16 protein-coding genes are annotated in these 20,973 nt (G+C 63.8%); 13 read left to right on the top strand and 3 right to left on the bottom strand.

Annotated features, from left to right (window positions below; translation table 11 throughout):
• Positions 1–41 precede the first annotated feature (41 nt).
• From ACODR8_RS07080 to ACODR8_RS07140, 13 genes are all read left to right on the top strand, one after another.
• Positions 42–833 carry a class II aldolase/adducin family protein gene (locus ACODR8_RS07080; RefSeq protein WP_489006579.1) on the top strand — a complete coding sequence of 264 codons (792 nt, stop codon included), beginning with the start codon at positions 42–44 and terminating at the stop codon, positions 831–833.
• 11 nt (positions 834–844) lie between these two features.
• The gene (locus tag ACODR8_RS07085) at positions 845–2,197 is read left to right on the top strand and encodes an LLM class flavin-dependent oxidoreductase (RefSeq protein WP_489006773.1); all 1,353 of its coding nucleotides are present in this window, start codon (positions 845–847) and stop codon (positions 2,195–2,197) included.
• A gap of 104 nt (positions 2,198–2,301) precedes the next feature.
• Positions 2,302–2,955 (top strand): peroxiredoxin-like family protein, encoded by a 654-nt coding sequence (locus tag ACODR8_RS07090; RefSeq protein ID WP_489006774.1) that lies wholly within the window; start codon positions 2,302–2,304, stop codon positions 2,953–2,955.
• 127 nt (positions 2,956–3,082) lie between these two features.
• The gene (locus ACODR8_RS07095) at positions 3,083–4,945 is read left to right on the top strand and encodes a bifunctional sugar phosphate isomerase/epimerase/4-hydroxyphenylpyruvate dioxygenase family protein (protein WP_489006580.1); all 1,863 of its coding nucleotides are present in this window, start codon (positions 3,083–3,085) and stop codon (positions 4,943–4,945) included.
• A gap of 28 nt (positions 4,946–4,973) precedes the next feature.
• On the top strand, positions 4,974–5,633 hold the full coding sequence (locus tag ACODR8_RS07100) for a TetR/AcrR family transcriptional regulator (protein ID WP_489006581.1): 660 nt from the start codon (positions 4,974–4,976) through the stop codon (positions 5,631–5,633).
• 108 nt (positions 5,634–5,741) lie between these two features.
• Positions 5,742–6,737, top strand: a complete 996-nt coding sequence (locus ACODR8_RS07105; protein ID WP_489006582.1) for an alpha/beta hydrolase fold domain-containing protein — start codon at positions 5,742–5,744, stop codon at positions 6,735–6,737.
• Entirely contained in the window at positions 6,734–8,362 is a 1,629-nt protein-coding gene (locus tag ACODR8_RS07110; protein ID WP_489006583.1) for a carboxylesterase/lipase family protein, read from the top strand. The genes ACODR8_RS07105 and ACODR8_RS07110 overlap by 4 nt, the downstream gene beginning before the upstream one ends.
• 11 nt (positions 8,363–8,373) lie before the next feature.
• Complete coding sequence (locus ACODR8_RS07115; RefSeq protein WP_489006584.1) at positions 8,374–8,907, top strand: DUF3237 domain-containing protein; 534 nt, start codon at positions 8,374–8,376, stop codon at positions 8,905–8,907.
• Complete coding sequence (locus ACODR8_RS07120; protein WP_489006585.1) at positions 8,904–10,010, top strand: hypothetical protein; 1,107 nt, start codon at positions 8,904–8,906, stop codon at positions 10,008–10,010. The genes ACODR8_RS07115 and ACODR8_RS07120 overlap by 4 nt, the downstream gene beginning before the upstream one ends.
• A 111-nt stretch (positions 10,011–10,121) precedes the next feature.
• Complete coding sequence (locus ACODR8_RS07125; protein ID WP_489006586.1) at positions 10,122–10,580, top strand: type II 3-dehydroquinate dehydratase; 459 nt, start codon at positions 10,122–10,124, stop codon at positions 10,578–10,580.
• Positions 10,577–11,866, top strand: coding sequence for an MFS transporter (locus ACODR8_RS07130; protein WP_489006587.1), 1,290 nt, complete (start codon positions 10,577–10,579; stop codon positions 11,864–11,866). Before ACODR8_RS07125 ends, ACODR8_RS07130 begins: the two co-directional genes overlap by 4 nt.
• Before the next feature lie 82 nt (positions 11,867–11,948).
• Complete coding sequence (locus ACODR8_RS07135; protein WP_489006588.1) at positions 11,949–14,888, top strand: TonB-dependent receptor domain-containing protein; 2,940 nt, start codon at positions 11,949–11,951, stop codon at positions 14,886–14,888.
• A gap of 76 nt (positions 14,889–14,964) precedes the next feature.
• Positions 14,965–15,813 (top strand): shikimate dehydrogenase, encoded by an 849-nt coding sequence (locus ACODR8_RS07140; protein WP_294135511.1) that lies wholly within the window; start codon positions 14,965–14,967, stop codon positions 15,811–15,813.
• A gap of 2 nt (positions 15,814–15,815) precedes the next feature.
• On the opposite strand, the gene ACODR8_RS07145 is transcribed toward ACODR8_RS07140, so the two are convergent.
• The 3 genes from ACODR8_RS07145 to glpD form a co-directional block, all read right to left on the bottom strand.
• A complete protein-coding gene (locus tag ACODR8_RS07145) occupies positions 15,816–17,840 on the bottom strand; it encodes a M3 family metallopeptidase (RefSeq protein ID WP_489006589.1) in 2,025 nt (674 codons plus the stop codon).
• Positions 17,841–17,933: 93 nt separating this feature from the next.
• Positions 17,934–19,412: a glycerol kinase GlpK gene (gene glpK / locus ACODR8_RS07150; protein ID WP_489006590.1), complete on the bottom strand. Its 1,479-nt coding sequence runs from the start codon at positions 19,410–19,412 to the stop codon at positions 17,934–17,936.
• Complete coding sequence (gene glpD, locus ACODR8_RS07155; protein WP_489006591.1) at positions 19,409–20,860, bottom strand: glycerol-3-phosphate dehydrogenase; 1,452 nt, start codon at positions 20,858–20,860, stop codon at positions 19,409–19,411. Before glpD ends, glpK begins: the two co-directional genes overlap by 4 nt.
• Positions 20,861–20,973 lie beyond the last annotated feature (113 nt).

The raw sequence follows: 20,973 nt of genomic DNA on the forward strand, positions 1-20,973 counted from the left end.
CGCGCGGCCTCCCTACTATCGTCGGCAAAGGAGTCTGAGCCATGGCCACTATCCTCAAGGATGATCGCTTCCGTGACGCCCATATCAGCGAAGCCGAATGGAAGGTCCGCGTCGATCTTGCCGCCTTCTATCGCCTCTCGGCCCTCTATGGCTGGGATGATTTCATCTACACCCATATCTCCGCCCGCGTACCGGGACCGGAGCATCATTTCCTGATCAACCCCTTCGGCCTGATGTTCGACGAGATTACCGCGTCCAGCCTGGTCAAGGTCGATCTTGACGGCAATGTCATCGGGACAAGCGACTATGGTATCAACTATGCCGGCTATGTGATCCACTCGGCGATCCACGGCGCACGCGACGACGCCCATTATATCGCTCATTTCCACAGCGCCGACGGCATGGCCGTGTCCGCCCATGCCGAAGGGCTGCTGCCGCTCAACCAGCGCGCGCTCGCACTGATCCCGCGCCTGTCCTATCATGATTATGAAGGGGTCGCGCTCAATCTGGACGAGCGCGAACGGCTGGTCGCCGACCTTGGCGATACGAAGGTCATGCTGCTCTGCAACCATGGCACGCTGGCGCTGGGTGCGTCACCGGGTGAGGCGTTCAGCGGCATCTATCATCTGGAAGAAGCCTGCAAGGCGCAGGTCCGCACGCTCAGCATCGGCCGCGACAATATCCTGATCGCACCGCAGGAAGCGCAGGAAGAAGTCCGCCGCCAGATGGCGCGCGAACGCGCCCCGGCGGAAGGCGCCAAATCCCATTATGATCTGGTCTGGGAAGCCGCCTTGCGCAAGGCGCAGCGGCAGGCGCCCGGCTTCGACGTCTGACCGGGAGCGCGATCATGAGCAAACGCCAGCTAAAGCTCGGCCTCGTCCCCACCGGCGTTGGCGGTCCCGGCGACAGCAATCGCTGGCTCGACACTGACATTCCGCTCGACGCCAGCGTCAATATCGACTGGTATATCCATGTCGTGCGTCAGGCGGAGGCAGCGAAATTCGATCTGGTGTTCATCGTCGACAGCCAGTTCATCACCGCCAATTCCTCGCCCCATTATCTCAACCGGCTGGAGCCGCTGACCCTGTTGTCGGCGCTGGCGGTCGCCACGAAGAAGATCGGCCTCGTCGGCACGCTGACCACCTCCTACAACGACCCGTTCAATCTCGCTCGCCGTTTTGCCTCGCTCGACCTCATCAGCAAGGGACGCGCAGGCTGGAACGTCGTCACCAGCGGCGACGCAGGCACGGCGGGCAATTTCAGCCAGCCTGAACATTTCGACTATGACACACGCTACCGCCGCGCGGTCGAATTTCTCGACGTGGCGCGGGGCCTGTGGTCGTCATGGGAGGATGGCGCACTGGTCCGTGACCGCGCGACCGGCCAGTTTCTCGACGCTGATAAACTGCACCGTCTGGATCATGCAGGCGAGTTTTTTCAGGTCGTCGGCCCGCTCAACATCCAGCGTTCGCCGCAGGGGGAGCCGGTCATCTTTCAGGCTGGCGACAGTGATCAGGGCCGCGATCTGGGCGCGACCGTCGCCGACGCCATCTTCACCCATGCGGCGACGATCGAACAGGGGCAGGCCTTCTACGCCGACCTCAAGGGTCGCGCCGTCCGTCAGGGCCGCGATCCCGACCAGATCGTCATCCTGCCCGGCTTCTCCGTCTATGTCGGCGATACGGACGAACAGGCGAAGGACATAGACCGCCACTATCGCATGCTCGACCAGAGTTTCGATCAGGCACTCGCCGAATTTGGCCGCCCGTTCGGCTGGCATGATTTCCGCCAATATGATCCCGATGCGCCGTTCCCGGTCACAGCGCTCGAATATGCCAAGAGCAGTTTCTATACGCACGCCAAACGGGTCACCGACCTCGCCGTTGCGGAAGGCCTGACCCTGCGTCAGACGGTCGAGCGGACGCGGGCCGGGCGCGGCAGTCCCTTCGTCGGGTCAGCCGAAACGGTGGCGAATGAAATCCAGCGTTGGTTTGAAGGCCGCGCGCTCGACGGCCTCAACGTCCATCTGGGCCACCCCAGTCAGTTCGACCGCTTCGTGGGCGAAGTCGTCCCGATCCTGCAAGAGCGGGGCCTCTTCCGCCAGGACTATGAGGCGGACACGCTCCGCGGCCATCTGGGCCTACCTATTCCCGCCGGGCGCCGCACAACAGCCGCTGATCGGCGCGATGCCGCCTGACGGCGCGCATCTATGACAATTTGTCGCTCTCTTTCCCGCAACTCTCATTGGCGCGCTCACCCCTCCATCGCCAATATTAGGGGTGTTGCGGGAAGGAGAATATGATGGCGACGATCCTCAAGGACACACTCAAGGCGCGATTTGAAGCCTTGCAGGCAGAGCGGGCGCGCAGCTGGCCACCCGCGCAACTGGAAAGCAACGCACGCCAGCGGCGCTTGCTGCGCGAACGGTTCGATCCTGCTGCCGTGGCGCAGGTCGGCGACATCCTGCCACCGCAGGATTTCGCCCAGGCCAATGGCGATCCGCTCAGCCTCGACACGCTGACCGCCAATGGCCCGGCGCTGCTGATCTTCTTCCGCTTCGCCGGTTGCCCGGCCTGCAATATCGCGCTGCCCCATTATGCCGATACGCTCTACCCCGCACTGCGTGACCGGGGCATTCCGCTCGTCGCGCTCAGCCCCCAGCAGCCCGATCGCCTGGACGAGATCCGTAAGCGCCACGATTTGCCCTTTCCGGTCGCGACCGATGAGGACAACAGCCTCGCACGGGAACTGGGCATCGCCTTCCGGCCCGACGATCGCCCATCTCCCCCGCCTGCCGGCTGGATCGGCGAGGTCACCGGGACGGGCAGCTGGGAATTGCCGCAACCCGCCGTCCTGCTGGTGGGGCCGGGGCGGGTGGTTCGCTGGCTTGCAGTCAGCCCGGACTGGCTGGACCGGCCCGAAGCGGACGAGATATTGCGCCAGATCGGCACATAAGGCGGCGTGATCCTGACTGCGGCGATCCGATCGATGGATCGTCGCAACAATAGCATCATGATTCCCCCTTCTCTCTCATTGTACTAAATGGTACATGATCCGCGAGGATGCAGAGAAGGGCCATCATATGAGGACGTCCATCGCGACCGTTTCCGTCAGCGGGACGCTCGATACCAAGTTGCAGGCGATTGCCGCCGCCGGGTTCGACGGTGTCGAGATTTTCGAGAATGACCTGATCGGCTATGCCGGATCGCCGCGCGAGGTCGGCGCGATGATCCGCGATCATGGCCTAGTCTGCACCTTGTTTCAGCCATTTCGCGATTTTGAAGGGATGCCCGGCGATTTGCGCGCCAAGACCTTCGACCGCGCCGAACGCAAATTCGACATCATGCAGGAACTGGGCACCGATCTGGTGCTAGTCTGCTCGAACGTCTCACCCCAAGCGCTGGGCGATCGCCAACGGATCATCGACGATTTTTCAGAACTCGGTGCCCGCGCAGGCAGTCGCGGTTTACGGGTCGGCTATGAGGCACTCGCCTGGGGCCGCCATATATTCGATCATCGCGATGCGTGGGAGATTGTCCGTTCCGTCGATCATCCCGCGATCGGCCTGATCCTCGACAGCTTCCACTCGCTCGCACGCCGCGTGCCGATCGACAGCATTGCTGCGATTGATCCGGCCAAGCTGTTCATCGTCCAGGTCGCCGACGCGCCCGCGCTGGACATGGACTATCTCTACTGGAGCCGCCATTTCCGCAACATGCCGGGGCAGGGCGATTTGCCCATTGCGGACTATGTGCGCGCATTGCTCGACATTGGCTATGATGGCCCCTTGTCGCTGGAAATCTTCAACGACCGCTTCCGCGCCGGCTCATCCTCCGGGGTCGCGCTCGACGGCTATCGCTCGCTCCGCATGGTGGAGGATGAGGCGCGCCGCCTCTCCGCCCGGCCCGCCGCCATCGCCCCGCGCGTCAAGATCGATGGGGTGGAATTTATCGAGTTCGCCGCCAGCGAAAGCGAGGCACCGGTCCTGGCCGACATGCTGTCAGCGATGGGCTTCACCCTGGTCGGACGCCATGTCCGCAAGGCCGTTACGCGATGGCGGCAGGGGGCGATCAACCTGGTCATCAATTGCGAAACCGAAGGCTTCGCCCACAGCCATGACATCGTCCATGGCGCATCGGTCTGCGCGCTGGGCCTTCGGGTGACAGACGTCGCCTCCGCTCTCGATCGGGCGCGCGCGCTGCGGATTGCCCGCTTTGAACAGGCGGTGGCGTCCGACGAAATGCAGATTCCGTCGGTGCGCGGCGTGGGTGGCAGCCTGATCTATTTCATCGAAACCGGCACGCAGGACGCAGTCTGGGCACAGGAATTTGTGCCTGTGACCGAGGCGGCGCCGGCCGATGCCGGTCTGGACCGGATCGACCATATCGCGCAGGCCATGGGGTATGAGGAGTTCTTGTCCTGGCTGCTCTATTATTTCGCGCTGTTCGACGTGACCAAGACGCCGCAACTGGAAATCGCCGATCCGCTGGGCATCGTCCATAGCCAGGCGGTGGAGTCCCCGGATCGCGGCTTTCGCATCACCCTCAACGGATCGGCAGCGGCACAGACACTCTCCTCCCGCTTCCTGCACCATTATATGGGGGCAGGGGTGCAGCATATCGCCTTTGCCTGCGCCGACATATTCGCCACCCGCGAAGCGATGGTGGCGCGCGGGCTGGAACTGCTCGACATCCCGGCCAACTATTATGATGATCTGGCCGCGCGCTTCAGTCTGGACCCCGCACTCGTCGCGCGCATGGCCGCGTCGGGCATTCTCTACGACCGGGTAGGCGATCAGGAATATTTCCAATTCTACAGCCGCGCCTTTGCCAAGCGTTTCTTCTTCGAATTTGTCGAACGGCGTGGTTATGATGGCTATGGCGCGGGTAATGCGACAATAAGGCTGGCGGCCCAGTCGCGTTTCAGGGACGATATGCCGGGTTGATGACGGTTTGACGAGAAGGACAGGCGGAGTGGGTAAGGCGGCCCTGACGGCAATCGAAGGTGGGGCGAGCGCGCGCACGGCGGAGGCCGAGGAGACGCGGCGCAACATATTGGACGTCGCCACCGTCGAATTTGCCGACAAGGGACTGAGCGGCGCGCGGATCGACGAAATCGCCGAACGCACCAATTCGTCAAAGCGGATGATCTATTATTATTTCGGTGGCAAAGAGGGGCTGTATCGCGCGGTCCTGGAGCGGGCCTATACCGCCGTGCGCGAAGTCGATGCCGCCGTCCGGCGCGATCATCTGCCCCCGGATGCAGCCTTGCGCGATCTCATCACCACGACCTTTGACTATCATATCCAGCATCCCGAATTTGTCCGGCTGGTCATGAACGAGAATATTCTGCGCGGCGCGCATGTCGGGGAGATACCGGGCATCCGCGAACGCAACCGCAAGGTGATCGATAATCTGCGCGATATATTGGCCCAAGGGGTCGCCAGCCGCCATTTTCGCGAGGGCATAGACCCGGTCGAACTGCACATGACCATCAGCGCGCTATGCTTCTATAATGTATCGAACCGCTACACCTTTGCCTTCGGCTTCGACCGGGACATGACATCACCCAAGGCGCTAGGCCGTCGCCGCATGTCGGTGATCGACATTATCGAAAGCTGGTGCCGGGCCTGATCGGCGCACCGCCCGTCAGAAGGTTGCTGGCCCTTGCGCAGCAACCCATCTTTGGATAACAATGTACGAAATAGTTAGCACATAAAACTAGCAGGTGAGGAGAAGCGGATGCGCAAGCCGACTTTCAACGCAGTGGCAGCAGCTCTGCTCAGCACGGTCGCATGGGCTGCCCACGCCCAGCCGCCATCCACCCCCGCACCGCCGACGGCACCCGAACCCGCGCTGGGCGATCCCATGCCCGAACGGCGCGTGGCCTTTCCGGGCGGCGTCACCGCCAGCACCGACATCGTCTTTTCCACCATTCCCGGCTATCGCCCGATCACGCTCGACCTCTATCGCGCCACCGGTGCCAGCAGCCCCCAGCCGCTCGTCATCTATATCCATGGCGGTGGCTGGATGAACGGGCATACCCGCCAGTCCGGCGCGTTCAGTGACTTCCCCGCGGTCCTGGCGGACCTTGCCGCGCGCGGCTATGTCGTCGCCTCGCTCGAATATCGCCTGTCGCGCGAAGCCCCGTTTCCCGCCGCGATCGACGATGTCCGCACCGCCATCCGCTTCCTGAAAGCCAATGCGGCCACCTATGGTATTGATGCTGGCCGCGTCGGCGTTTGGGGCGGTTCGGCGGGCGGACAATTGGCCGCGCTGGCCGCGCTGGACTGTGGCGCTGCTCCTGCTGGCGCGGACAAGGCCAATGCCACCCAGTCGGATTGCGTCCAGGCCGGGGTCGGCTGGTACGGCGTCTATGACTTCGCAACCATGCCCAAGTCCAACATCCCGCAGGCCGAAAATGCCTATCTCGATTGCGAGAAGGCCAGTTGCCCGGCGGATCGTGTCGCGGCCGCCAGTCCTGCGACCCATGTCGATGGGAAAGACCCGCCCATGCTGCTGATCCATGGCACGGAGGATCGTGTCGTGCCGGTATCGCAGTCGCAGGAATTGGCCGCGAAGCTCAAGGTCGCAGACGTTCCCGTCACGCTCGATATCATCGCCGGGGTCGGCCATAGCTGGATCGGCACCAACGAAGCCGCGACCCGCGCGGCATCGCTCCGTGCACTCGACCTGACCTTCCGCTTTTTCGACGCCCGGCTTAAGGATAGCCGATGATGGGCCGCTTCTGGACAGCCGTGGCGCTGTCTCTTGCCCTCCCGATCGGCGACCAGAACGCGCGGGCGCAGGTGGTGGAACGGCCTGCTGGCTCACCGGTCCAAACCGATGCCGGGCTGGTTGGTGGTATCACCCTGCCGTTGGGGGTGCGGGCGTGGCTGGGCGTGCCATTTGCCGCTCCGCCAGTGCGCGACCTGCGCTGGCGCGATCCCCGTCCGCATGAAGGCTGGACCGGTGTCTGGAACGCCGATCGCTTTGCGCCCGAATGTATCCAGCCCTTGCGCGGCCGTTCGATCAACCATTATTTTGGTGAAGAGGCGACCAGCGAGGATTGCCTCTACCTCAACATCTGGGCGCCGCCCGAACCCGCTCCTGCGGGCAAGCCCTATCCCGTCATCGCCTGGATCTATGGCGGCGCGTTCAATGTCGGTTCGGCATCGATGGCCAATTATTCCGGCGCGTCGCTCGCGGCCAAAGGCGTGGTCTATGTCGCGATCGCCTATCGCGTCGGCCCGCTCGGCTTTCTCGCCCATCCCGATCTGACGGTCGAGGGCGCAGGTCATTCGGGCAATTATGGCCTGAAGGACCAGATCGCCGGACTGCGCTGGATCCAGCGCAATATCGCCGGTTTCGGCGGCGATCCCGGCAAGGTGACATCGGTCGGCCAGTCGGCTGGCTCCATGTCCATCTCCCTGTTGCAATCAAGCCCGGCCGCGCGCGGCCTGTTCCATCGCGTGGTCGGCATGAGCGGGGCGAGCTTCGGCGACATGATGGCGCCGGTTCCGCTGGCGCAGGCGGAACAGGAAGGACGTGCTTTGCAACAGGCGCTCGGTGCGTCGTCGATCGAGGCGATGCGCGACATGCCTGCAGATCGCCTCATCAGCGTGGCGGCAACCGTCCCGCGTCGCCCGGTCGTGCTGGACGGGCAGATTGTGCAATCCCTGCCAGCCGCCAGCTTTGCGGCTGGCCAGCAGAATGACGTGCCTGCGATGATCGGCTTCACCCGCGACGAAAGTTTCCGCGCGCTGGGACCAGTCGACAGCATGGCCGATTATACCGCCGCCGTGCGCAAAGCCTTCCCTGAAACCGCCGCGCAAATCCTCACCCACTATCCGGCGAAAACCGATGAAGCGGCCCGCCGCGCGCTCCGCGACCTGCAACGCGACGCCAGCGTCGGCGCGCAAATGGCCGATTGGGCAAGGGCGCAGGCGACCTATGGCAAGGCACCGGTCTATCCCTTTTTCTTCACACGCGTGCATCCCTATCGGCCCGGCGTCAGCTTTGCAGACCATGACCCGGCGACGGTCGGTGCCTATCATACCGGGGACGTGCCCTATTGGCTTGGGACGCTGGACAGCCTCAACCGCTTTCGCGTCACCCGCGACTGGACGGCGCAGGATCACGCCCTGTCGGACGCGATGATGGCGGCTTTATTGTCCTTCGCAAGTACTGGCCAGCCCGGCGCAGATTGGCCGATATTTCAGGCCAAGCGCCCGCAAATGCGCCTGCTGGGTGATCCGGGGGGGACGATCGACTGGCCCCACCATGCCGCCTTGCCACTGCTCAAGGCAGCAGTCCCGCCCCCGCCAGCAGCGCCGCTGGACCGGCCGCGGGTTCGCGATTGAGGGAGCGCGTCATGACCCACTATTCACGCAGGCATGTGCTGGGCCTCGGCATGGCTACGCCGCTGCTGCTGCCGACTCTTGTCCGTGCCGCGGTGTCAGGCGCAACGGACGCGCCGGGACTGGCGTTCGTCTATGAAGCGATCGTGACGTTGGAGCCTGTGATGGAGGTCGGCAGGACGCCGCTCGGCACCCGTCGCCGCATCCCCATAACCGGCGGACATTTTGCCGGGCCGCGCATCCGTGGGACAGTGCTGTCGGGCGGCGCGGACTGGCAGTTGCAGCGGGCAGATGACTGGACCGTGATAGAGGCGGACTATATGATGCGGGCCGACGATGGCACGCTGATCCATGTCCGCAATGTCGGCCTGACCAACAGCCGCGTCGCGGGCGCACCGGAACGCTATCTGCGGACCGTCCCCAGTTTCGAGGCGCCCGATGGACCTCATGCCTGGCTCAATCAGGCGATTTTCATCGGCACGTTGGGGCCACCCCCAGATGATGCGCCCAAGCCATCGGTGCGCATCCGCGTCTATCGCGTCACATGAAGCACGCCGCCAAGGCCGCGATACTGGCCATTTTATTGGGCAGTTGCACGACGCTGCCCGACACGCCGACCCGCGCGGTCAATCCGCCAACCGCCTGCGCAGCGACGGCGCAATTTTCTTTCGTCTGCGGCGCGGACAAGCCCGAAGATCTCGCCCATATCCCCGATACGCCCTGGTTGATCGCTAGCGGCTTTGCCAAAGGGGCAGGGCTAAAACTGGTCGATACCCGCCAAAAGAGCGCGCGCATCTGGTTTACCGGCCACGCCGATCAGATCGCCCGCGATCCTGCCTTGCCCGATTGCGACCAGCCGCCTGCGCCCGCACAGTTCACCACGCGCGGCCTCAGCCTGCGTGTCGTCGCTCCCGGCAAGGCGCTGCTCCATGTGGTCAATCATGGCGGACGCGAATCGATCGAAGTCTTTTTCGTCGATTTTGGCGACGCAAGGCAGATACCTGCGCTCCAATGGCAGGGCTGTCTGCTGATGCCGCCGGGCCATGTCGCCAACAGCGTCACAACCTATAGCGACAGCACAGTGCTGGCGACCGTCCTGACCCGGCCGGGAACCAGCATCACCGACTTCGTAGAAGGGCGGGTGACGGGCGGCGTTTACCAGCGCCGCCCCGGCGAAACGGCATTCCAGTTGCTGCCCGGAACGCAACTGCCTGGCAATAACGGTCTTGAGGCGGCACGGGATGATAGCGGCTTCTATGTCATTGCCTTCGGTTTGCGGCAGGTGCTGGGCTATGATCGATATGACAGCAGCGCACCGCTCTGGCGGCTGACCGTGCCGGATTTCATGCCGGACAATATTCATTGGGATGGCGACCGCCTGATCATGGCGGGGATGATGCGGGACGAACCGGCGTGCGGCGGGGTTCGCCGGATTATCGACGGCGTCGCCGATGGCATGACATGTCATCGCGGCTATGCCGTGGCGCAGGTCGATCCCGTCGCCCATCAACTCACGATGCTGGCCTATGGTCCGCCCGATCCGCAGTTCAACGGCGTTTCTGCTGCCATTTTGGTCGGACAGCAGCTATGGCTTGGCTCTTATCAGGCCGATCGGATCGCGGTTCGCGATCTGCCTTATGCCGTGCCGTGACATTGTATGTACCAGTTCGTACATTTCGCTTGCACTGATCAAAATGTGGGCGTACGAACGGCCATGGCGATCGGGGTGCAATCCTGACGCATCGGGGAGGACAGGCCAGCTATGGGCCAGCGTTGCATTCACATCCTGAACGGACCCAATCTCAACCTGCTCGGTGTGCGGGAGCCGGAGATTTACGGGCGCGATACGCTGGCTGATGTCGAAGCGGCCTGTCGGCGCGAAGTCGAGCGAACGGGCCTCGATATCCGGTTCCGCCAGAGCAATGCCGAGCATGATCTGGTCGGCTGGCTGCATGAAGCGCGGGTCGGGGCGGCGGGCATCGTCATCAATCCCGCCGCCTTCTCCTACGCCGCCTATCCGATCCTCGACGCGCTCAAAATGTGCGAATGTCCGGTCGTCGAAGTGCATATCTCCAACATCCATCGTCGCGACGCGGAATGGCGCTCACGCTCGATCATGACGCAGGTCGTGACCGGCATCGTTTCGGGCCTCGGCACGGACGGCTATGCGCTGGCCGTGCGGCATCTCGTCATGCTCGATCAGCGGCAGTTGGCCGCATGACCATCGCATCGGTCCTTCGTCCGACCAGGGCGCGCTTTGGCGTTCTTGGCCTGATCAGCATCGCGACCCTGCTCAACTATATGGATCGCGCCGTGATGGGCGTCGCTGCGCCGTCGCTGACGCAGGAATTGCAGATTTCGCCCGAAATGATGGGCCTTATTTTCTCCGCCTTTTCATGGACCTATGCTGCGTCCCAGATTCCCGGCGGCCTCCTGCTGGATCGGCTGGGCACGCGGATCACCTATGCGGGATCGCTGATCCTCTGGTCCTTTTTCACGCTTCTCCACGGCCTCGCCACCAACGTCACCATGTTGTTCGGCTTTCGCCTGGCGCTCGGCATGTCCGAAGCACCCTGCTACCCCTGCAATAGCCGCATCCTGAGCAGCTGGTTCCCGCAGCAGGAGCGCGCCCGCGCCAATGCGGTCTATGCCGTCGGCCAATATGCTGGCCTGGCCTTCTTCAGCCCCGTCCTCTTCTGGGTGGTCGGCAGCATGGGCTGGCGCGCGCTGTTCATCATCGCTGGCGGCATCGGTCTGGCCTTTGGCCTGTTGATGTACGCCTGGTATCGCGATCCCCAGCACAGCCATCGCGTCAACAGCGCTGAACTGGACCATATCCGCGCGGGCGGTGGTCTGGCAGACGCCGCCCCGGCGAAATCTGTCCGCTTTTCCTGGGCCAATGTCGGCAAGCTGCTATCGCAGCGCCAGATATTGGGCGCATCGATCGGGCAATTTTGCGGCAATTCGACGCTGGTCTTTTTCCTGACCTGGTTCCCGACCTATCTGGCGACCGAACGGGGCATGGATTGGCTCAAGTCCGGCACCTTCGCCATATTGCCCTATATCGCCGCATCGGCGGGCGTGCTGCTGGGTGGCTATGTGTCGGACATGCTGATCCGGCGCACGGGATCGGCCAATATCGGCCGCAAACTGCCGATCGTCGTCGGACTGCTGCTGGCGTCGACCATCATCCTTGCCAATTTCGTGCAGAGCAACACGCTCGTCATCGCCATCATGTCGGTCGCCTTTTTCGGGCAGGGCATGGTCAATCTGGGCTGGACGCTCATTTCGGATGTCGCGCCGCGGCAATATATCGGCCTGACCGGCGGGGTGTTCAATCTGTGCGCCAATCTGGCCGGCATCGTCACGCCGATCGTGGTCGGTGTGATCGTGGGGCAGACCGGCTCCTTCTATGGCGCACTGGCCTTTATCGGCACGCTCGCGCTGGTCGGGGCCGCGGCCTATATCTTCATCGTCGGCGATGTGAAGCGGGTGGAAATGGACTGAATGACGCATTGAACGACACCATGCACGACGAGGCATGGTCTGAAATGGACTAAATAGTTCGTTATAATAAGGGAGGATGAGCATGACTATTTCTTTTCTGACGGGACTGCGGCTGAGCGGGTCGGCGACGGCCCTGATATTGGCTGCCTTTGCAGCACCCGCCATCGCGCAGGCACCGGCTGCTGACGCGACTCCGCCGGTCGCCGCAGAGCCGGAACAGCCCAGCACCGCCGATATCGTCGTCACCGGATCGCTGATCGCGCGGCCCAATAATGTCGCCGTCAGCCCGATCGTGACCGTCTCCGATGAGCTGGTACAGCAGAGCGGTCAGATCACGCTGGAAGATTCGCTCAACCAGCTGCCCGGCTTCACCCCGTCGGGCAATGCCGGCACTGGCGGTCAGGGGGCGGGCGGTCGCGCCACGCTCAACCTGCGTGGGCTGGGGTCGAACCGCAATCTCGTGCTGCTCGACGGTCGCCGCCTGCCGCTGTCGGACATTAACGGCAATGTCGACATCAACATCCTGCCTGAATCGATCATCGGATCGGTCGATGTCATCACCGGTGGCGCGTCGGCCATCTATGGATCGGACGCCATGTCCGGCGTCGTGAATTTCAAGACCGACCGCTATTTTGACGGCGTTCGCGCCGACATCCAGCAGGGCGACTCGTTCCGCGGCGACTATGGCAAGTTCAACGCCTCGCTCGCGCTGGGCACCAAATTTGCGGATGATCGCGGTCGGCTGATGCTGGCGCTGAGCTACGCCAAGCGCGATCCGCTGTCCGGCTCGCAGCGCTCATTCTTCGCCGACCGCGTCCCTTCCTCTTTCATCGGCACTGGCGCTTTCGTTCCCGACGCGCTCAACCTGCCCAGCCAGGCGGCACTGGCGGGCGTGTTCGCCCAATATGGCGTCACCAGCCCGATCAACCGCACGCTCAACCTTGGCTTCAACAATAATGGCTCGCTGTTTACCCAGACCGGGGCGATCAACTATCAGGGGCCAACCACGGGCGCCTATGCCGTAATCGGCGGCAATGTCCGTATGCCGGTGGGACCACAGCTTCAGATCCTCAACGCCTTCGAGCGCAAGTCTGCTTTCGCCAAGGGCGAATTCGACATCACCGAAGCGCTGACCGCCTATGGCCAGTTCCTCTATGTCGATTCCACCGTGACGACCGAAAGCGGCGGCAGCCTTACCCAGTTTGCACCCTTCACGACGATCCCGGTCACCAACCCCTTCATCCCGTCCGACCTGCGCACGCTGCTGGCCTCGCGCACCAATCCGGCTGCGCCCTTCCGCTGGAGCGCGCGCTATGTCGGCATCGCCGACAAGGGGTGGGACGAAAATTACCGCGTCCAGCAATATCTGGGTGGCCTGAAAGGCACGCTGGCCGGATCATGGAAGTTCGACGCTTTCGCCTCCTATGATGAGACTGTCCACAATCAGTCGATGTTCAACGCGGTGCTGAAATCGCGGGTCCAGACCCTGCTCAACGCGGCCGATGGCGGCGCGTCGCTCTGCGCTGGCGGGTTCAACCCCTTCGGCATCGCCAACGCGACCAGCCTGTCGCAGGCGTGCCAGGATTACATGACCAGCACGGTCAACAGCACCGAACGGCTGACCCAGACGCAGGTGCAGGGCCAGGTGAACGGCCCGCTGTTCAACCTGCCTGCCGGTCCGGTCCAGCTCGCGCTGCTGGCGGGCTATCGCAAGAACAGCTACGCCTTCAATCCCAGCGCGGATCTGGTGTCCAACAATGTCGAGGCCGTCGTTGGTTCGGCTGCCGCCCGTGGCCAGATCAGCGTCAAGGAATTTGCGGCGCAGATCGACATTCCCTTGCTGTCCGAAACCCCCTTCTTCTACGAACTGGGTGTCGGCGCAGCCTTCCGCTATTCCGATTATAACCCGACCGGCAGCGTCAAGAGCTTCGAATTTGACGGACGCTGGCAGCCGGTAGAATCGCTGCTGATCCGCGGCAGCTATCAGCGCGCCGTCCGTGCGCCCAATATCGGGGAGCTGTTCTCGCCGGTGACCGGGTCACAACTCGCCATCGGCACCCCGCCGGTCGCGATCGGCGATCCCTGCGATACCCGCTCGACCGCCCGCACCGGTGCCAATGGCGCGCAGGTTCGAGGGCTTTGTCTGGCCCAGGGCATCCCGCTCGCCGCGATCGACGCCTATCAGTTCGCTACGACCGCAACCGGCGGCAATATCCAGGGCAATAGCGGCCTGACCCCGGAAAAGGCCAATACTTTCAACGTCGGCTTCGTCTATAATCCCAAATTCTCGTCGCCCTGGCTGTCGGGCTTTTCCTTCTCGGTCGACTATTACAATATCAAGATCCGCAACGTCATCTCGACCATCAACGGCCTGACGGTGCTGGCGAAATGTTATAATCTCGATGGATCGAACAGCAGCTATTCCAACAGCAATGAATTCTGCCAGCTGATCCAGCGCGATCCGACCGGCCAGTTGGTCGCCATCGCGCAACCCTATCTGAACCTGGGCGCGCTCGATACGGATGGTGTTGATGTGCAGGTCAACTGGTCGCTCAAGCTTGCCGATGCGGGCATGGGCAACGGGTCCGGCAAAATCTATGCCTCCTCGGCAATCGGCTGGCTCAACCATTATAAGGTCCAGACCCTGCCGGGCTCGGCGGTGCAGGATTTCGTCGGCACCAGCACGCCGGGCCGCCCGCTGCCCAAATGGAAAGCGCTCACGACGGTGGGCTACAGCTCGGACGTTTTCGGGGCTGGCCTGCGTTGGCGCTATCAGGGCAAGCTGCGCGACATCAGCGCCATCACCACACCGGCGGCCGAACAGGTCGGGGTCAAGCCCTATAACCTGTTCGACATCTTCTCCACCGTCGACATTACGGAGAATTTCCAGCTGCGCGGCGGCATCACCAACCTGTTCGACAAGGCTATTCCTTTCGTCGCCAGTTCGCAGAACGGCACCGATGCGGGCACCTACGACATGGTCGGTCGCTCCTTCTATGTCGGCGCGAAGTTCAACTTCTAACTCTCCCCCTCCCGCTCTCCGCCATCCGGCGGGGAGCGGATTTTCTGCACGGGATATTTCAGCCTTGGCTCATCATATGGCATCCTTTCTGACAGGTTTGATCGGTCGCGATATCGGGCGGTCGCTCTCGCCATGGCTGCATGAACAGGAAGCCAAAGCGCAGGGGGTGAACCTCATCTACCGCCTGTTCGATTTCGCCGCCGATGGGCTGGGGGAGGCGGACCTCGACAGGATGCTGGCGGCGCTGCAACTGTGCGGTTTCGCCGGTGTCAACGTCACCCACCCCTATAAGCAGGCGGTCATCGCCCATCTGGACGAACTGTCGGAACAGGCGGCACAAATCGGCGCGGTGAACACCGTCGCCTTCCGCAATGGCCGCCGCTACGGATATAATAGCGATATTTTCGGCTTTGCAGAAAATCTGCGCACCGGCCTGCCCAATGCCCCCCTGGATCAGGTTGTGCAAATGGGGTCCGGCGGGGCAGGGGCCGCGACCGCGCACGCCCTGATGGGCATGGGTACGGGAAAGCTGGTGCTGTTCGATCCCAACAGGGATCGCGCGCTGACGCTCTGCGCGTCGCTCAACGCCATTTACGGCAATGGTCGGGCGATCGTGGGCGACGATCTGGCGCAGGCGATCCGCAGCGCCGACGGCATCGTCAACGCGACGCCGCTGGGCATGGTCGGCTATCCCGGCAGCGCCGTTCCACAGGCCTGTCTCGATCCCCGTCTATGGGTGACCGATATCGTCTATTTTCCGCTCGAAACCCAGTTGCTGGCCGAAGCCCGCGCCGCCGGTTGCCGCGTTCTTGACGGCAGCGGCATGACGATCTTCCAGGCAGCAGGAGCCTTCGAGCATTTTACCGGTCGAAAGGCCGATCCCGCACGGATGCGGGCCAGCTTTCAGGCCATATCAGCCCGCTAGGATCAGGCGGCCAGTCCCAGCGCGCGCAGCAGCGCCGCCGAGTCCGGCTGCCGCCCCCGGAAAGCGACGAAATTGTCGATCGCCGGGCGCGATCCGCCGCGCGCCAGCACATGGTCGCGAAACAGGCCGCCCAGCGCGGCGCGATCCGCCTTTTCCTCGGCAAAGGCTTCGAATGCATCGGCGGACAGGCGCTCGGCCCACAAATAGCTGTAATAACCCGCCGCATAGCCGCCTGCGAAAATATGGCTGAAACTGTGGGAGAAGCGATGCCATGCCGGGGGGTGGATCACCGCCACGTCCTGCCGCACCGCCGCAACGATCTGCTGCACCGACGGACCATCCTTCTGTGCCGCCGACTGGTGCAGGCGCAGGTCGAACAACGCAAATTCCACCTGACGCAGCAGCGCCACCGCCCCCATGAACCGTCGCGCGGCCAACATCCGCCCGATCATCGCCTCATCCAGCGGCTGCCCGCTCTCCTCATGCGCAGACACACGCCGCAACATGGCAGGTTCCCAGGCGAAATTTTCCATGAACTGGCTGGGCAATTCCACCGCATCCCATTCGACGCCCGATATGCCGCCAACCGATGGCACGTCGACCTGTGTCAGCAGATGGTGCAGGCAATGCCCCATTTCATGGAACAGCGTTACCATTTCCTGATGGGTCAGATGCGCCGGACGTCCCGCACTGCCGCTGGCGAAATTGCACACCAGATAGGCGATCGGCATTTGCAAGGCGTCGGCTTCACGCAAACGTGGGCGGCACACATCCATCCACGCCCCGCCGCGCTTGCCCGCGCGGGCGAACAGATCGCAATAGAGCGCGGCCACCGGCGCACCATCAGCGCCATGCACCGTGAAATAGCGCACATCCTCATGCCAGACCGGCGCCCCATCGGCCGGGCGAATGTCCACCCCGTAAAGCTCGGTCACCAGCGCGAACAAGCCATCCAATATGCGCGCCAACGGCAAATGCGCGCGGATTTCCGCCTCGTCCAGCGCATGGACCGCGCGCCGCATCCGCTCGGTCGCATAGGCGATATCCCATGGCTCCAGCGTATCGATGCCCAGCTGCGCTTGTGCAAATTCGGCCAGCTCGGCCAGCTCCCGCTCGGCGTGCGGGCGCGCCCGCCGGGCCAGATCGACCAGAAACCCATCGACTTCCTCGCCATCGCGCGCCATTTTGGTGGACAGCGACAAAGCGACTGGATCGGCATAACCCAACAGCCCCGCCGCGGCCTGCCGCAGCGCCAGCAATTGCGTGATCCGGTCGCTATTGTCGAACTGACCGGCATGAGGCCCCTGGTCCGACGCGCGGGTGCCATAGGCTTCATAAACGGTGCGGCGCAGATCGCGATCGTCGGCAAAGCCGGTAATCGCCCGCACCGACGGCGCATGAAGGTCGATCAGCCAACCGTCCAGACCCTTCGCCTCAGCCGCGCGGGCCATGGCACCCCGGTCGCTCTCCGGCACACCTGCCAGCCTTGCGGGGTCGGTCACATGCAGCGTCCAGGCTTCGGTCGCGTCCATCACCGCATTGGCAAATTCGGTCGCCAGCCGCCCCTGCGCAACGCTGTTGGCGGCAAAGGCCTCCCGCTCCGCGCCATCCAGCCCGACGCCTGACAGCTCGAACCCCTGCAAGGTCAGCGCCAGCGCGCGCGCCTCCGCCTCGCCCAGCCCGTCGCGCGGAATGGCGACCAGCGCGTCGTAAAGCGCGCGATCCTGCCCGACTTCGGCAAAATAGCTGTCGATCATCGGCTGAACCTCGCCATGCGCCGCGCGCAATTCCGGGGTGTTCGCAACCCCGACCAGATGCGAAACGGTCTGCCACACGCGCGAAAGCGCCGCATCGGCGCGGTCCTTCGCCAGGAAAATCGCGTCATATCCCTGCGCCTCGGCACAGCGCCGCATCGCCGCGCGATGCTGCGCAATGGCCGTCTCAACGGCAGGCAGGATATGGTCGGGCCGAATGTCGCCAAAGCGCGGGTGAAGGCCGGAATCGAGCAGGGGGTTCGTCTGTGTCATGACGCTTCCTTACACAGCGCCATATCCCCTGTCTGCCCGCATCCCTTCGTTCGAATGCGGGCAGTCACATCTTTTTGGGCGACGGAATAGCCATCACATCCTCGCCTCCACGCCGGTCGCCAGCGCCTGTTGCACGGCCCTGCGCCAGTGTCGCAGCGATGCTGCCCGGTCCGCAGCGGCGGTGGCAGGGGTGAAGGATCGTGTCGCGCGCGGCAGCCGGTCGAGCGCGGCCAGATCGGGCCATAGGCCGACGGTAATGCCCGCCAGAAAGGCCGCGCCCAGCGCCGTGCTTTCATGATTGGCGGGCCGCTCGACCGGCAATCCCATCATGTCGGCCAGAAATTGCGCGAACCAGTCGTTGGTCGCCATACCGCCATCGATCCGCAGTATGGCGGGCGGGACGACGCCATCACCCGTCATCGCCTCGACAAGGTCACAGGTCTGGAACGCGACCGCCTCCAGCGCGGCGCGGACGATATGCGCCGGGCCGGTATCGAGCGTCAGCCCGGTGATCGAGGCCCGCACATCGGTCCGCCAGTGCGGCGCGCCCAGCCCGACAAAGGCCGGGATCAGGTGAACGCCATGGTTGGCGGGGACGGAGGCGGCCAGCCGGGCGCTATCCTCCGCGCTGGTGATGATCCCCATCGTGTCGCGCAGCCATTTGATTGCCGCGCCCGCGATGAAGATCGACCCTTCCATCGCATAGGCGCGCTCCTGCCCGATGCGATAGCCGATGGTCGTCAGCAGCCGCTTGTCCGACAGGGTCGGCACGGTGCCGATGTTGGACAGCAGGAAGCAGCCGGTGCCATAGGTCGACTTGATCTGCCCCGGCGCAAAGCAGCGCTGGCCGATCAGCGCAGCCTGCTGGTCCCCCGCCATGCCCGCAATCGGGATAGCACGGCCCGTAATCGCCGGATCGGTCATGCCGAAGATATGCGCGTTGGCATGGACGTCCGGCAGCAATGCGCGGGGAATGGCGAAGAGGCGCAGCAGATCATCGTCCCATTGCTCGGTCATGATATTGTAGAGCAGGGTGCGGCTGGCGTTGGTGAGGTCGGTGGCATGAACTCGCCCCCTGGTCAGTCGCCACAGCAGGAAACTGTCCACCGTCCCCGCCGCCAGTTCGCCCCGCTCGGCCCGCGCCCGCGCGCCGGGAATCGTGTCCAGCAGCCAAGCCAATTTGGTCGCCGAGAAATAGGGATCGAGCAGCAGCCCGGTTCTGGCCCGCACCATCGGCTCCACCCCATCGGCCAGCAATGCGGCGCAGCGGTCGGCGGTGCGGCGGTCCTGCCAGACGATGGCATTGTGCAGCGGCTTGGCCGTAGCGCGATCCCATAGCAGGATCGTCTCGCGCTGGTTGGTGATGCCGATCGCGGCGACATCATCGGTCAGCACCTCGCGCAGCGTCTCGATCACGCCTTGCCAGACATGCTCCGGGTCCTGCTCGACCCAGCCGGGACGGGGATAATGTTGCGGCAGGTCGCGGCTGGCGCTCGCCTCGATCGCCGCCTCCGCATCGAAACGGATCGCGCGGGTAGAGGTGGTGCCCTGGTCGATGGCGACGATGCTCATGCGATGGCCTCGCGGATATAGTGGTCCAATTGTTCGACCTGCGTGGGATCAAGATAATAGCCCAATTTGGTCCGCCGCCAGACTATGTCATCGGCACTGCGCGCCCATTCGTGGCGGATCAGATAATCGACCTCCCGCGCGCGCAACCCCGCGCCGAAGTCAGTGCCAAGATCGTCGGGCGCGCTGGCATCACCCAAAATCGCGCCGATCCGGCTGCCATAGGCATGGGCCATGCGCCGCGCGACAGGTTCGGCAAGGAACGGCCAGTGCCGCCGGACATCCGCCAGAAACGATCCGAAATCTGCGATATCGCCACCGGGCAACGGGCGCGCGCGCGTGTCGCCGCCTTCTATCCCCAGCCGCTCCAGCGCCGCCTGCGCCAGATGCCGCGCCGTCGTGATCTTGCCGCCGAAAACACTCAGCAACGGCGCGCCCTTGCGGTCCAGTTCCAGCCGATAGTCGCGGCTGACCGCGCTGGCCGCCGTCGTCCCGTCATCCACCAGCGGGCGGATACCGCCATAGCTGCCGACGATCGCCTCCTCGCGCAGCGGCGTGCGCAGATAGCGGTTGGCCGCGTCCAGCAGATAGGCGATCTCGGCGGGCGCAATCACGGTATCGGTCGGGTCGTTCACCGTCACTTCGGTGGTGCCGATCAGTGTAAAGTCGTCAAGATAGGGGATGGCAAAGACGATCCGCCCATCGGGTTGCTGGAGCAGCCAGGCATGGTCGCCCGCCAAGCACCGCTTCACGACGATATGGCTGCCCCGCACCAGCCGGATATGGCTGCCGTCATTCTGGCCCAGCCGACCGTGCAGCACCTGCTCCACCCATGGCCCGGCGGCATTGACGATGGTTTGCGCCACGACTTGATGGTCGCCAGCCGTGTTGCGCAGCGTCACCGTCCATTGCTCTGTTTGCCGCTGCGCCGCTTCCAGCCGTGTATGGGTGCGGATTTCCGCTCCGGCTTCCGCTGCGTCCATCGCGTTCAGCACCACCAGCCTGGCGTCATCGACCCAGCCGTCCCAATAGCTGAACCCCCGCCCGCCATTCTGCACCAGCGCCGGATCATCCAGCCGGATGCCGCGCGAGCGGGGCAGGCCGCCACCAAGCGCGAACAGGTCATAGAGCCACAATCCCATCCGCACGATCGGCCAGGGCCGCATCGATGGCATATGCGGCAGGCGAAATTCCAGCGGCCAGACGATGTGCGGCGCGGTGCGCAACATGACCGCCCGCTCGGCCAGCGCCTCGCGCACTAGCTTATACTCATGATATTCCAGATAGCGCAGCCCGCCATGCATCAGCTTGGTGGAGGCGGACGATGTCCCCTGCGCCAGATCGCCCTGCTCGACCAGCAGCACGCGCTGGCCCGCGACCGCAGCGGCTCTGGCAATGGCGGTGCCGTTCACGCCGCCGCCAACGATCAGAAGGTCGTATGGCTCAGGCATGGAGGGGGCGGGCTTCATCGCCATGCGTCCGGTGCGGCGTCAACCCTGTGTCCATGGCGGTGCAGCTCTCCTTCTCTCTATATCGGCGATCGTCAGTCCGCTTCTTGCCATAG

It is taken from the genome of Sphingobium sp. FG58 (assembly GCF_057809055.1).